We start from the raw sequence: 13692 nt of genomic DNA, 5'->3' as shown, positions 1-13692 counted from the left end.
GAACGAGGTTCCGGCCCGACCATGCCCAATAGTCCATCGAAATATATCTTGACGTCAAGAGACTTCATGTCGACAGACCATCTACACTGATCGTCATGGAGGACGAGGTCGACCGACTGGTCGCTGCATGGCGCCGCGAGCGCCCGGACCTCGACGTGGAACCGCTCGAGGTGCTCAGCCGTGTCTCCAGGCTGGCCCGGCACCTCGACCGCGCCCGTCGGCTCGCGTTCTCCGAGCACAATCTGGAGCCCTGGGAGTTCGACGTACTGACGTCGCTGCGGCGCGCGGGCGCGCCGTATCAGCTCTCCCCCGGCCAGCTGCTGACGCAGACCCTGGTGACCTCCGGCACGATGACGAACCGCATCGACCGGCTCGCCAAGAAGGGCCTGGTCGAGCGGCTGCCCGACCCGAGCGACCGGCGCGGTGTGCTGGTGCGGCTCACCCCCGAGGGGCGCGACCGCGCCGACCAGGCACTCGCCGGACTGCTCGCCCAGGAGCGCGCGATCCTGGCCCAGCTCTCCGGCGCCCAGCGCGGCGAACTGGCCGCGCTGCTACGCCGGCTGACCGCCCCGTTCGACAACGTACCCGGCTGAGGACCCGCCGCGGCGGGGCGCGCGGCGTCGTGTGCCGTTGGGCTCCTTACCCCGCGCTCCCCACCGCCGGCAGGTCCAGCTCCACCGGTCCGACGCCGGCCCGCCGGGCCAGAGCCACCGCCGCGAGCGTGGAGTGCACACCCAGCTTCCCCAGCACGTTCTGCATATGGGTGCGGACCGTGTGCGGGGACAGATAGAGGCGTTCCGCGACCGCCTTGCGGCCGAGGCCGGCCACCATGCAGCGCAGCACCTCGCGTTCGCGCGGGGTGAGGGACTCGACGAGCCGCTCGCTCTCGGTGCGGTGCTTGCGCGCGGCGGTGAGCTCCCGCAGTACTCCGGTGAGCAGCGCGGGCGGCAGATGCGTCTCCTCGCGGAGCACCCCGCGGATCACCGTGAGCAGCCGCTGCAGCGAACAGTCCTTGGCCACCCAGCCGGAGGCGCCCGCCTGCAGCGCGAGGGCCGCCCTGCGCGGGTCGTCCTTCTCGGCGAGCACGACCGAGCGGACCGCCGGCCTGGCCGAACGGACCGCGGACACCAGGGAGATGCCGTCCACGAAGCCGCCCTCCCCGTTGTCGGGGACGGCCCGTGCGACGACCGGGGCGGCCGGTGCCGGGGCCACGCCCAGATCGGCGTCCACGAGCATCACGTCGAATCTGCGGCCGTCGGCCGCCGCGCGCTCCAGACAGCGCAGCGCGGCGGGGCCGCTGCCGGCCGCGGCCACGTCGACGTCCGGCTCGGCCGCGAGCGCCGCGGCGAGGGACTCGGCGAAGATCCGGTGGTCATCCACCACCAGGACCCGGATACGAACCACAGACACCCCCAAGCTGCGCTTTTCCGGCGGAGGGCCGGATGGCGCGGGTACGGCGCCCGAGGATGGGGTGGTACGCAGTCCACGGCCGCCGCCGCGCACTTGACTGCTACCCCGCCCCGGGCGTCGCACCCGACTGTCTCGCCCCCTGAACAGCACCGGCCCCCACCGGTGCTGAGCATCAGCGTAAGGCCGGGCGACAGGAGCGGAAGGATATTTGCAGAACTGGTTGGCCAGGGTGTTTGGCGTGTGGTTGAAGTTTCGAATGGAGACAGAAGTCGACAAAGCTCGGCACGCCGACCGGTCGACGGCGCCTTCGTACGCCTTCGCGTCCCCCTCGGATCGCCTTCGGATGAGCCTTCGCGTCCCCTTCGGGTCGCCTACCGAACGCGGCGCGCGCCTCCCGACGGAACCGCGGGGAAGACCCTCGGCTCGGTGTGCCCCGCCGCCGCGAAGGCCGCCTTGACCTCCTTGGTCACCAGGTCCGCGGCCTCCTCCTCGACCAGGACGACCGCCGAGCCGCCGAAGCCGCCGCCGGTCATCCGGGCGCCGAGCGCGCCCGCCGCGTTCGCCACGGAGACCACGAGGTCCAACTCCCGGCAGGAGACCTGGAGATCGTCCCGCAGCGAGGCATGGCCCTCGGTGAGGACCGGGCCGACACCGCGGAGGTCGCCCGCATCGAGAAGGGCGATCGTCCGTTCGACGCGATGGTTGTCGCTCACGACATGGCGTACGTAACGACGAATCGTTCCGTCGTTCAAACGCGCGAGGGCATCGGACAGTTGCACATACGGAACCTCGCGCAGCGCGCGCACGCCGAGCGCCCGCGCACCCGCCTCGCAGCCGGCGCGCCGTTGCGCGTACGCGCCGTCCCCGAGCGCGTGCTTCACGCGGGTGTCGACGACCAGGAGCCGCAGGCCATGGGAGGCGAGGTCGAAGGGGACCTGGCGCAGGGTGAGGTCACGGGTGTCGAGGAAGAGGGCGTGGCCCTCGGTACAACAAGCCGACGCCATCTGGTCCATGACCCCGCACGGGACGCCGACGAAGGCGTTCTCGGCGCGCTGGGCGAGCACCGCCAGCTGTGCGGGCTCGAGGCCGAGTCCGTACAGCTCGTCGAGGGCGAGTGCCGTGACGACCTCCAGGGCCGCCGAGGAGGAGAGCCCGGCGCCCGTGGGCACGGTCGACGCTATCTGCACGTCCGCGCCGGTGACCGGATGCCCGGCCTCCCGCAGCGCCCACACCACACCCGCCGGGTACGCCGCCCAGCCGGAGCCCGAGCCCGGCACGAGATCCGCGACCGCCAGCTCGACCACGCCCTGGTCCATGTCCGCCGAGTGCACCCGCAGCACGCCGTCGGTGCGGCGCGCCACCGCGGCGACCGCCCGGTGCGGCAGGGCGAGGGGCATCACGAAGCCGTCGTTGAAGTCGGTGTACTCGCCGATCAGATTGACCCGGCCCGGTGCGGCCCATACGCCCTCGGGGGCGTACCCGTACAGCTCCGCGAACTGCCTGTCGACGCTCATGCCCCGGCCGCCCTCTCCCGCGCGAAGGCCCACGCGTCCGCGACGATGCCCGCGAGGTCCGCCCGGGACGGGGACCAGCCGAGGCGCTCGTGGGCGGTGGCGGCGGAGGCGACGAGCACGGCCGGGTCGCCGGGGCGGCGGGCCGCGGCGACCTCGGGCACGGGGTGCCCGGTGACCTTCCGGACGGTCTCGATGACCTCGCGGACCGAGAAACCGTTGCCGTTGCCGAGGTTGCAGATCAGGTGTTCGCCGGCGGCGACCTTGTCCATGGCGAGCAGATGCGCCTCCGCCAGGTCGGCGACGTGGATGTAGTCGCGTACGCAGGTGCCGTCGGCGGTCGGGTAGTCGTCGCCGAAGACGGAGATCGCCTCGCGCCGCCCGAGGGCGACCTGGAGGACGAGCGGGATGAGGTGCGACTCGGGGTCGTGCCGCTCGCCGCAGCTGCCGTAGGCGCCCGCCACGTTGAAGTAGCGCAGCGAGGCGGCGGCCAGACCGTGTGCGGCGCACTCGCCGCTGATCATGTGGTCGACGGCCAGCTTGGATGCGCCGTACGGGCTGGTCGGGGCGGTCGGGTCGGTCTCGGTGATCGGGGTGGAGTCCGGCTCGCCGTAGGTCGCCGCGGTGGAGGAGAAGACGAGCTTGCGGACCCCGGCGGAGCGCATGGCCGCGAGCAGCGCGGTCGTGCCGCCGACGTTGTTCACCCAGTACTTCTCGGGGTCCGCGACCGACTCGCCGACCTGCGAGAACGCGGCGAAGTGGAGGACGCCGTCGTACGAGGGGTCGAGCCAGCGCGCGGCGTCCTGGATGCGGCCCTCGACGAACTCGGCACCGTCCGGCACGCCCTCGCGGAAGCCGGTGGACAGATCGTCGAGCACGGTCACCTCGTGCCCGGCCTCCAGCAGATGCGCGGCCACCACACTGCCGACATAGCCCGCGCCGCCCGTCACCAGGTACTTGGTCATCTGCTGGTCGCTACCTCTCGCATTCGCTGGGCCGCGGCCTCCGGCGGCACATCGTTGATGAACACACTCATGCCGGACTCGGAACCCGCGAGAAACTTCAGCTTTCCGGATGTGCGGCGGATGGTGAAGACCTCGAGGTGGAGCGCGAAGTCCGCGCGCCGGAAGCCACCGCCGTCACCGAAAGGCGCCTGGTGCCAGGCGGCGATGTACGGCGTCGGCGGGTCATCCGTACCGAAGATCCGGTCGAAGCGCTTCAAGAGTTCCAGATAGACCTGTGGGAACTCTGTGCGCGCCGCGTCGTCGAGCTCCCTCAGGTCCGGTACTCGGCGGCGCGGGTACAGGTGCACCTCGTACGGCCAGTGCGCCGCGTACGGCACGAAGGCCACCCAGTGGTCGCCCTCCAGAACCACTCGGACGGGGTCGGCGAGCTCGCGCGCGACGGTGTCGTCGAAGAGATTGCGCCCGGTGGCGGCCCGGTACTCGGCGACCGAGCGCTGCATGAGGGCGGTGCGCGGGGTGACGAAGGGGTACCCGTAGATCTGTCCGTGCGGATGGCCGAGGGTGACGCCGATCTCGGCGCCCCGGTTCTCGAAGCAGAACACCTGCTTGATCCGCGGAAGTTCGGCGAGGTCCGCGGTGCGGTCGGTCCAGGCCTCCAGGACGAGGGCGGCCTGCTCCTCGCTGAGCCCGGCGAAGGAGGTGTCGTGGTCGGGGGTGAAACAGACGACCTCGCAGCGGCCGGACTCCCCGGCGAGGGAGGGGAAGCGGTTCTCGAAGACGACGACGTCGTAGTCGCTGTCCGGGATCTCGCTGAGCCGGCCGTCCCGGGACGGGCACAGGGGGCACTCGTCGGCGGGTGGGTGGTAGGTGCGTCCCTGGCGGTGGGACGCGATGGCGACCGCGTCCCCGAGCAGCGGGTCGTGGCGGATCTCCGAGGCGGTGGAGACGGCGTCGAGGGGCCTGCGGTCCACGGCCTCGCGGACGATGTCGTCGCGGCGGTCGTAGTACAGCAGCTCACGGCCGTCGGCGAGCCTGGTCACCGTCTTCTTCACACCGTCGCTCCTCACGAACGCCATCAAACAGAACCACACACAAAGAACCATGAGCGAACATGGCACGTCAATGCCCTGGCGTGTCGAGCGCATGCCTGTGGCCCGCACCGCCGTTCATGGCTGAGCGCGGTGCGGGGAGGCGACGCGGTGAGCCGGCATGGTCCGTTCAGCCGGCGCGGTCCGGCCCGGCAAGCCGGGCGGGGTGCGGTCAGGACTGCGGGTCGGGAGCCTCGGCCTGTCCGGGCAGCGGGATCGGGGCGCGGTCCAGGAGGCCCGTGCGCGCCGCCAGCGCCGCGGCCTCGAGACGGGAGCCCACGCCCAGCTTCATCAGGACGCGCTGGACATGGGTGCGGGCCGTGCTGGGGGCTATCCCCATGCCCGCCGCGATCAGCCGGGTGTCCTCGCCCTCGGCCACCCGGACCAGCACCTCGACCTCGCGCGGAGTGAGCATCTGGAGCAGTCGCTGGCCCTCGTCGTCCGGCTGGGCCGCCGGGTTCAGGAGCTCGGTGAAGGCTCCCTGCAGCAGCTGCGGCGCGACCGCGGCCTCGCCCGACCGCGCCTTGATCATGGCGCGCTCGACGCCCTCGATGCGCTCGTCATGGCGTACGTAACCGGACGCACCGGCCGCGAACGCCGCCGCGATCCCCCGCGGAGACGGCACGGGACCGAGCACGACCACCGCCACCTGCGGGCGCTCCCGCTTGATCCGGACGATCGGGTCGAAGACCCCCGGCTCCGCCGGAGTCGCCGTCCCCAGCAGGCACACCTCGGGCGCCCTGCTCACCACGAGCTCCGCCGCCCCCGCCGTCGGCGCCGCTGCCGCCAGCACCCGGTGCCCGCGCAGCTTCAGCGCCGAGGCGAGCGCCTCGGCAAGCAGTCGGTGGTCGTCGACCACCATGAGCCGCACACCCATCGAGCAACCCCCCATACCCCTGAAGTCGGCCCCCCGGCCCCCCAGCCTATTGACCCGGCAAGCTACACGCTTGTTCGACGTCGCGCGCCCCTTACGTGCCAGAAGCCGCCCAGATTGCCGAATTCTTCGGCAAAGCAGTCCGGTGCCCCGATCCGTCGACCGGGGCACCGGGCCGCAACGCGGCTGTCGCGCCGCGTCAGTTGTGTCAGCCGTGTCAGCTGTGTCGGCTGTGTCAGTCGGTGGAGAAGGCGACCGCCAGGTACTCCTTGTCGTCCGTGTTCGCGCTCGGGCTCGGCTTGCTCAGCAGCGTCTCCGAGATGTAGAGCCGGCCCGCCGAGAAGAGGATCTCGGCGTAGTCGGAGGAGAAGCTGGTCTCCGCGTCCCGGATCGACTCGTCCGCCGGGTTCTCCATCAGCACGGTCTGCTTGAACGTGCCGCCGTCGATGCTGACGATCTGTCCGCCCCCGTCGTACGGCGGCCACTTGTACGCGATGATGCTGCCGCCGTCCATGCGCAGCGGGAACATCGTGTAGCGGTCGCCCGCATCGGCCTTGTCCGAGGTCGGCTTCCCGGTGGTGAGGTCGAACGAGACGATCTCGTTGGTGTCGCCGTAGTCGCCGGTGCCCTCGTGCTCCTCGGTCGGCAGGTACAGCCGGCCGTTGCCGACCACGGCCTTGTTGCAGGACTCGACCTCGGTGGAGCGGCACTGCGCGGCGTACCGGTCGGCATCGGCCGCGATCTTGACCTTGAGCTTGCCGGTCTTCTCGTCGATGGAGAAGAAGTCCGAGATCCCGCTGCCGTCACCGGCGGTGTCGCCGACGTCGGCCGCGACGACCAGCGGCTTGGTGGAGATGATGCTCGCGTACTCGACACCGGGCGGCATCTTGTACGAGGACAGGGGCGCGCCCGTCGTCGGGTTCAGCGACTGGATGACGACGTACTGGCTGTCGTACGGACCGCACTTGCGCGCCGCGACGAGGGCCGGGCCGCCGCCGTAGCCCATGTCGTAGCACTCCTCGGCGTTGGCCTGCGGCTGCCAGCGGACCGCGCCGGTGGTGAGGTCGAAGGCGGCGCCGCCGTCGGTGCCGCCCGCCGCGACGGTGTTGCCGCTCAGCGTGATCTCGTTGAACGCGACGGGCTCGTCGCCCTCGCCCTTGGCCGTCTTGGTCCACAGCAGCTTGCCGGCTTCGAGGTCGATGGCACCGACCTGGCTGCACCGCTGGTACGAGTTCGTGGTGCGCTTGGCCGGCTCGAAGGCGATCGCGGTCTTGTTGTCATCGGACTTGTGCCGGGACGCCGCGCACAGCTGGCCCGGCAGCGGGATGGTCCACAGGACACTGCCCTTGGCCGCGTCGTAGCCGACGACGGAGCGGCTGCCGGTCTTGACGTACGCCTTGTCGGTGACCCAGGAGCCGTCCACGACGGTGACGTCGTCGACCTTGGGCTGCGGCAGCTGGAAGGACACCTTGGACTTGGTGTTGTCGGGGGCCTGCTCCTTGCCGCCGCCCCCGAGGTCCTTGTCACCCTCTCCGTTGGCGCCTTCGGCCGAGCCCTTGGACCGGGTCTGCTTGGTGTCGTCGTCGCCCGCCGCGAACCAGACACCGCCGGCGACGATCAGGACCACCGCGACGACCGCGGCGATGATGATCTGCATCTGGGTGCTCAGCTTCTTGCCCGGCGGCTGCGGCGGCCCGTAGTGGGGCTGGGTCGGGTAGCCGTAGCCGTACGGCTGCTGGCCCATGGGCTGGGTCGGCGGCTGGCCGGCGCCCGGGGCCGGTGGATAGCCGTACCCGACGGGCTGGCCCGGCTGGCCGGGGGGCGTCTGCGGGTATCCGCAACCCGGGCCCTGCGGCGGCGGGGTCGGCGCGCCGAAGGCGCCCGGCGGAGGGTCCTGCGGGGCGCCGAAGCCGCCCTGCGGGGGATCCTGCGGGGCGCCGAAGCCGCCCTGCGGGGGCTGCTGCTGCGGCGGCTGGTTCGGCTGGTACGGCTGCTGGGGTGGCTGGTTGGGCGGCTGTGGTGGCTGCGTCATGCGTGGATACCTCTGAAGGGTGCGAAGCGGAGGGAGTCGGTCGGGGGCCGGGTCCGGGCCGTCCCTGGGGACGGGGTCACTCGCCGATGGCCATCATCGTCTCCCTCTCCTTCTCCTCGGCGTCGTTCTCGGCAACGACGGCGTCGTCGACGAGGAAATAGCGCCCGTCGGCGTACACGCCCCTGTACCCGATGAACATCCGCTCGGTCTTGACGGTCGAAGCCGGAAGCTGGAGCAGCACATGGAGCTCGGTCGCCCCGGGGCCGACGGAGGCCAGCGCCCCGGGCTCGTCGGTGGTGATGGTGGGCATGATCCTGACGAGCAGCCGGTTCCCCTCCATCCGCAGCGGCATGACCGTGTGTACGCCAGGGGCCTTGATACGCCGCACCTCGGCGCCCGTGTCCAGGTCGAAGGCGACGATGCTGTTGGCCCCTTCCCGGCCGTCGGGCGCCCCCGTGGCCATGTAGAGGGTGTCATCGTCCGCGACCACCTGACAGGTCTGCAGATTGCCCTGGTCGGCCACGTCCTCGCTGCACCCGTTCGCGTACTGGTCCTGGCCCCGGAGCGAGGAGCGCTTCGTGCCGTCGTCGTTGAGGACCAGCACACCCCGCCGGTCCTTGGCCCGGTCGACGGCGTACACGACCAGCGGCCGGACGGAGTAGACGTGCTCGACCACGTAGCCGCGCGGGAGGCGGTACTTCCACCGGGAGGCGCCGGTCGCCGGGTCGATCCCGTGGACCTCTTCCTGCGGATTGTCGGCGTCGTCGGTCGGGCAGTTGACGGCGGCGACGAGCACGGGAGCTTCACTCGCGTACGCGTACGGCCGGCAGACGTCCTCGCCGCCGTCCCACTTGCCCCACAGCGGCTTGCCGTCACTGAGCCGGTACGCGGTCGAATGGCCGTAGCGGCCGGCTGTGACGGTATTGCCGGTGATGGTGGTCGAGTAGTCGTAGAAGAAGTCGAAGAGGCCGTCCTCCTTGATCTTCTGCTGCCAGCCCTGCTTGCCGGTCCGCAGGTCGATCATCCGGAGCTGCCTGCACTCGTCGGCCTTCGCCCCCGGGCGCTCCTGCACCGCGAGGACGATCTTGTCGTCGTCCGACGCGTGCTGCGGGGCCCGGCAGATGCCGGTGCCCAGCGGCAGGCTCCACTTCAGGGTGCCGTCGGCCACCGAATGGGCCGTGACCGAACGGTACATGGCCGTGACGATGGTGTCCCCGACCAGCCAGGGGCCGAACACGTCGCCGCCCAGGCTGGGCAGGTCGACGTCGTTCTTGCGGAGCCAGAGGACCTGGGCGTCGCCCGGTTTGCGCTCGGCGTTGAGGCGGGCGGCCTTGGCGGCATCGGGAGCCGAGGCACCGGGCAGTCCGGCCTTCCCCTGCTCGCCGTCGTCCGTCGAGCCGGAGGGACCGCCGGAACTCGCCCCGGCGATCGGCCTGTTGCCGCCGCTGTCCTTGTCGTCGCCGGACAGGGCGAACCAGGTGCCGCCGCCTATCGCCAGCAGCGCGGCCAGGCCCGCGGCGAGCAGCGCCGCGGGCCGACCGGTGGAACGACGGCCGGGTGGGCCGCCCTGGCCGGGCGGCGTGCCCGGACCGGCCGGCGCGACGCGGTGGCGGTCGCCTCCGTACGGGTTCAGCCGGCCGTACGGGCCCGCCTGCGGCGGTCCGTGCGGACCGGGCCGGTCCGGCCCGTGTCCCGGCCCGTGTCCCTGCCCGGGATGCGGTGACGCGTGCATGGGCTGGGTCATCGCGGTGCTGCGACCGTCACTTCCCGAACGCCATCATCGTCTTGGTCTCCTTCTCCTCCGCGTCGTTGTACGCGCTCACCCGGCCGCTGGCGATGTAGAACCGCCCGTCCTGGTAGAGCATCTTCGGCGAGTAGAAGTCGCTCTCGATCTTGGCGGTGGACTGCGGGTGCTGCAGGATCACCTTCGGCTTGCCGCCCGTCGGCGCCAGGGTCGCCACCGCGCCGCCGTCCTGGAAGGTCGCCTCCATGTAGAGGAGGACGTCGGAACCCTCCATGCGCAGCGGCACCATCGTGCGGTCGGCCGGGGCCTCGGCACGCCACTTGCGCTTGCCGGTGTTCAGGTCGAAGGCGACCACCGCGTTGGTGCGGGACTTGCCGGAGCTGCCGGGGTCGGTCGCCATGTAGAAGGTGTTGGCGTCGGCGGCGACGCCGACGCAGCCCTCCAGATGGGCGCCGAAGATGATGAACCCCCCACCGCAGCGCGGCTGGTACTTGTCCGTGCCGCCGTCGATCTGGGAACGCAGGGTGCCGTTCGGGTTGAGCGCGATGACGCTCCACTTCTTCTGGTCCGGCTCCTCCAGCGACAGCACGAGCGGAGTGACCGAGTAGACCTTGGCGACCTCCCAGTTGGCCGGGAGCTTGTACGTCCACAGCGCCTTGCCGGTCGACGGGTCGAGCTCCTGGACCTGGTTCTGCGCCTTGCCGTTGACCCGGGGGCAGGTCTCGGAGGCGATCAGTCTGGGACCGCCGGCGAAGGCCTCCGGCTGGCAGTTGCCCGGGAGCTTGCCGAACAGCACCTTGCCGTCGCTGACCCGGAACGCGTCCGAGTTGCCGAGGCGCGCGGCGGTCACGGTGCCGCCGCTGATGGTGAGGCTGATGTCGGAGAGCAGGTCCCAGGTGCCCTTCTTCTGGATGGCCTGCTTCCAGCCCGCCTTGCCGGTGTTGACGTCGACCTGCTGGAGCTGGGTGCAGTTGGCCTTGTCGCCCGTCCCGTCCTTGTACGCCACGACGAGCTGGCCGGCGTCCGTCGTCCGCGAGCTGGCCGCGCACAGCTCGGCGGGGAAGGGAATGCTCCACTTCTTCTGGCCGGTGGTGGCGGAGTAGCCCGTGAGCTCCTTGTACATGCCCTTGACGACGGTGTCGCCGACGACCCACGGCCCGAACACATCCGCGCCGTTGCGCGGCAGGTCGACGTCGTTCTTCGCCAGCCACAGGACCTTCGCCTCGCCCGGCTTGCGCCCGGCGTTGAGGTCGTCCTCGGCGTCGCGGCCACCGCCGGTGCCGTCGCCCTGGTCGACGGACTCCGAGCCGCTCGGCTGCGGGAGCGCGGTCTGCTTGGGGTTGGCGTTCTTGTCGTCGTCACCGCTGCTCAGCGCGAACCAGGTGCCGGTACCGATCACGAGGAGGGCCGCCACGGCCGCGCCGATGATGACACCGGGCTTGCCCTTGAAGGGGTTGCCGCTGCCGCCGGGCGGCGGAGTGGGCACACCGGGGTACTGCGGCTGGGTGGGGTAGCCGTAGCCGCCCTGGGGCGGGCCGTAGGGGCCCGGCTGCTGGTTGCACGGGCCGGGCTGCTGACCGTACGGACCCGGCTGGCCGTACGGGCCGGGCTGCTGACCGTACGGGCCGGGCTGGCCGGGGGCCTGCTGCGGGTAGCCGTAACCGGGCTGCGGGCTCTGGGGATAGCCGTAGCCGGGCTCCGGCTGACCGGCCTGGGGCGGGGCCGTCGGCGGGGTGGCCTGCGGCGGCACCTGAGGCGGGACCGGCGGCATCTGAGGTGGCTGCGCGGGCTGTTGGGGCGGCTGCGCGGGCTGTTGGGCGGGCTGCGCGGGCTGTTGGGGCGGCTGCGCGGGCTGTTGGGGCGGCTGCGCGGGCTGTTGGGCGGGCTGCGCGGGCTGTTGGGGCGGCTGCGGGACCTGCTGTGGATCCTGCGGAGATCCGAAGCCCCCCTGCGGCGGTTGCTGGCTGGGCGGCTGAGTCATGGCAGCACTTCCCCCTTCGTGCGGTCCACGACCCGACCGGCCTCCCCCGCGATTCCGTCCGGCAATTGCCTTACGGAAAGGAGCGAATCGGACATGGATGGCGCAGCGTCACGTCAGTCGAGCGGGGCTTCTTTTTATCACCCGGTTGACCGGAAAGTAGGGGCCGGTCCGCCCCTGTACCCAAGGGAGGACCGGCCCGTGATGCCGTCGTTACGCGTCCTCGGCGAGTTCGAGCCAGCGCAGCTCCAATTCCTCGCGCTCTCCTGCCAGTTCACGCAGTTCCGCGTCGAGCTTCGCCACGTTCTCGAAGTCGGTGGCGTTCTCGGCGATTTGCGAGTGCAGCTTGGTCTCCTTGTCGGAGATCTTGTCCAGTTGCCGCTCGATCCGCTGGAGTTCCTTCTTCGCGGCACGCACATCCGCGGCGGACTTCTCCGGGGCGCCGGACTTCTCGGGCGCGGCAGCCGGTGCCGGGGCCGTGGCCGTGGCCTCGATCATCCTCGCGCGCCGCTCCAGGTACTCGTCGATACCGCGCGGCAGCATCCGCAGCGCGGCGTCGCCCAGCAGCGCGTACACCCGGTCGGTGGTCCGCTCGATGAAGAACCGGTCGTGGGAGATGACGACCATCGAGCCGGGCCAGCCGTCGAGGACGTCCTCCAGCTGGTTGAGGGTCTCGATGTCGAGGTCGTTGGTGGGCTCGTCGAGGAAGAGGACGTTCGGCTCGTCCATCAGCAGCCGCAGCAGCTGGAGCCGGCGGCGCTCGCCACCGGACAGATCGCCGACCGGGGTCCACTGCTTCTCCTTGGAGAAGCCGAACTGCTCGCACAGCTGCCCGGCCGTCATCTCCCGGCCCTTGCCGAGGTCGACGCGGTCGCGGACCTGCTGGACGGCCTCCAGCACCCGCAGGTTCGGATCGAGTTCGGCGACCTCCTGCGAGAGGTAGGCCAGCTTCACCGTCCTGCCGGTGACGATCCGCCCGGCACTGGGCTGCTTCTCGCCGTCGCTGCGGGCGGCCTCGGCCATCGCGCGCAGCAGCGAGGTCTTGCCCGCCCCGTTCACCCCCACCAGGCCGAACCGGTCGCCGGGGCCGAGCTGCCAGGTCAGATGCTTCAGCAGCACCTTCGGCCCGGCCTGGACGGTCACGTTCTCCAGGTCGAAGACCGTCTTGCCGAGCCGTGACGAGGCGAACTTCATCAGCTCGGAGGTGTCGCGCGGCGGCGGCACGTCCTTGATCAGCTCATTGGCGGCCTCGACGCGGAAGCGCGGCTTCGACGTACGGGCGGGGGCACCGCGCCGCAGCCAGGCCAGCTCCTTGCGGACGAGGTTCTGCCGCTTGACCTCCTCGGTCGCGGCGATGCGCTCGCGCTCGGCGCGCGCGAAGACGTAGTCGGAGTAACCGCCCTCGTACTCGTACACCGTGCCGCGCTGGACGTCCCACATGCGCGTGCAGACCTGGTCGAGGAACCACCGGTCGTGCGTGACGCAGACGAGCGCCGAGCGGCGCTCCCGCAGGTGGCGGGCGAGCCAGGCGATGCCCTCGACGTCGAGGTGGTTGGTCGGCTCGTCGAGGACGATCAGGTCCGGCTCGCCGATGAGCAGCTTGGCGAGGGCGATCCGGCGCCGCTCGCCACCGGAGAGCGGCGCGATGACGGTGTCCAGGCCCTGCGGGAACCCGGACAGGTCCAGCCCGTCGAAGAGCCCGGTGAGGACGTCACGGATCTTGGCGTTGCCGGCCCACTCGTGGTCGGCGAGGTCGCCGATGACCTCGTGCCGGATGGTGGCGGACGGGTCGAGCGAGTCGTGCTGCGTGAGCACCCCGAGACGCAGCCCGCCGCTGTGTGTGACCCGACCGGTGTCGGGCTCCTCCAGCCTGGCGAGCATCCGGATGAGGGTCGTCTTGCCGTCTCCGTTGCGCCCCACGACACCGATGCGGTCTCCCTCGGACACGCCGAGGGAGACCCCGTCGAGCAGGGCACGGGTGCCGTACACCTTGCTGACTGCCTCGACATTGACGAGGTTGACTGCCATTTCTCTCCTGCCACGGGGATCGATCGGCCTCCCAGCGTAGTCGGCGCGGGGGGTGTGACAGC

Annotated in this window: 10 protein-coding genes; 1 reads left to right on the top strand and 9 read right to left on the bottom strand. The window is 71.2% G+C overall.

Going from position 1 to position 13692, the window contains the following annotated elements; all coding sequences use genetic code 11:
• The first annotated feature begins 95 nt into the window (after positions 1-95).
• Positions 96-593, top strand: coding sequence for a MarR family winged helix-turn-helix transcriptional regulator (locus tag ACFV9O_RS06755; RefSeq protein WP_385413208.1), 498 nt, complete (start codon positions 96-98; stop codon positions 591-593).
• Between the two features lie 46 nt (positions 594-639).
• Here the strand turns inward: ACFV9O_RS06755 and ACFV9O_RS06750 are convergent, their stop codons facing one another.
• The 9 genes from ACFV9O_RS06750 to ACFV9O_RS06710 all read right to left on the bottom strand — a co-directional run bounded on the left by ACFV9O_RS06750 (position 640) and on the right by ACFV9O_RS06710 (position 13630).
• Complete coding sequence (locus tag ACFV9O_RS06750) at positions 640-1404, bottom strand: LuxR C-terminal-related transcriptional regulator (RefSeq protein WP_385413294.1); 765 nt, start codon at positions 1402-1404, stop codon at positions 640-642.
• Positions 1405-1781: 377 nt separating this feature from the next.
• A complete protein-coding gene (gene galK, locus ACFV9O_RS06745) occupies positions 1782-2924 on the bottom strand; it encodes a galactokinase (RefSeq protein WP_385413205.1) in 1143 nt (380 codons plus the stop codon).
• Positions 2921-3886 (bottom strand): UDP-glucose 4-epimerase GalE, encoded by a 966-nt coding sequence (galE, locus tag ACFV9O_RS06740; protein ID WP_385413203.1) that lies wholly within the window; start codon positions 3884-3886, stop codon positions 2921-2923. Before galE ends, galK begins: the two co-directional genes overlap by 4 nt.
• The gene (gene galT / locus ACFV9O_RS06735) at positions 3883-4938 is read right to left on the bottom strand and encodes a galactose-1-phosphate uridylyltransferase (RefSeq protein ID WP_385413201.1); all 1056 of its coding nucleotides are present in this window, start codon (positions 4936-4938) and stop codon (positions 3883-3885) included. Before galT ends, galE begins: the two co-directional genes overlap by 4 nt.
• Positions 4939-5146: 208 nt before the next feature.
• Entirely contained in the window at positions 5147-5851 is a 705-nt protein-coding gene (locus tag ACFV9O_RS06730; protein ID WP_385413198.1) for a LuxR C-terminal-related transcriptional regulator, read from the bottom strand.
• Positions 5852-6083: 232 nt separating this feature from the next.
• Positions 6084-7880: a PQQ-binding-like beta-propeller repeat protein gene (locus ACFV9O_RS06725; RefSeq protein WP_385413196.1), complete on the bottom strand. Its 1797-nt coding sequence runs from the start codon at positions 7878-7880 to the stop codon at positions 6084-6086.
• Positions 7881-7956: 76 nt separating this feature from the next.
• Positions 7957-9612: a PQQ-binding-like beta-propeller repeat protein gene (locus ACFV9O_RS06720; protein ID WP_385413193.1), complete on the bottom strand. Its 1656-nt coding sequence runs from the start codon at positions 9610-9612 to the stop codon at positions 7957-7959.
• Between the two features lie 28 nt (positions 9613-9640).
• Positions 9641-11605, bottom strand: coding sequence for a PQQ-binding-like beta-propeller repeat protein (locus ACFV9O_RS06715; RefSeq protein WP_385413190.1), 1965 nt, complete (start codon positions 11603-11605; stop codon positions 9641-9643).
• Between the two features lie 210 nt (positions 11606-11815).
• Positions 11816-13630: an ABC-F family ATP-binding cassette domain-containing protein gene (locus ACFV9O_RS06710; RefSeq protein ID WP_385413188.1), complete on the bottom strand. Its 1815-nt coding sequence runs from the start codon at positions 13628-13630 to the stop codon at positions 11816-11818.
• Positions 13631-13692: the final 62 nt, after the last annotated feature.

This window comes from Streptomyces sp. NPDC059909 (genome assembly GCF_042730885.1).
GTDB lineage: Bacteria > Actinomycetota > Actinomycetes > Streptomycetales > Streptomycetaceae > Streptomyces.
This window is presented reverse-complemented; position numbering and strand designations above follow the sequence as displayed.

Excerpts from the sequence above, each read along its gene's own strand:
- ACFV9O_RS06755 (WP_385413208.1), top strand. The coding sequence starts at position 96 with ATGGAGGACGAGGTCGACCGACTGGTCGCTGCATGGCGCCGCGAGCGC.
- galK (WP_385413205.1), bottom strand. The coding sequence starts at position 2,924 with ATGAGCGTCGACAGGCAGTTCGCGGAGCTGTACGGGTACGCCCCCGAG.
- galE (WP_385413203.1), bottom strand. The coding sequence starts at position 3,886 with ATGACCAAGTACCTGGTGACGGGCGGCGCGGGCTATGTCGGCAGTGTG.
- ACFV9O_RS06730 (WP_385413198.1), bottom strand. The coding sequence starts at position 5,851 with ATGGGTGTGCGGCTCATGGTGGTCGACGACCACCGACTGCTTGCCGAG.
- ACFV9O_RS06725 (WP_385413196.1), bottom strand. The coding sequence starts at position 7,880 with ATGACGCAGCCACCACAGCCGCCCAACCAGCCACCCCAGCAGCCGTAC.
- ACFV9O_RS06720 (WP_385413193.1), bottom strand. The coding sequence starts at position 9,612 with ATGCACGCGTCACCGCATCCCGGGCAGGGACACGGGCCGGGACACGGG.
- ACFV9O_RS06715 (WP_385413190.1), bottom strand. The coding sequence starts at position 11,605 with ATGACTCAGCCGCCCAGCCAGCAACCGCCGCAGGGGGGCTTCGGATCT.
- ACFV9O_RS06710 (WP_385413188.1), bottom strand. The coding sequence starts at position 13,630 with ATGGCAGTCAACCTCGTCAATGTCGAGGCAGTCAGCAAGGTGTACGGC.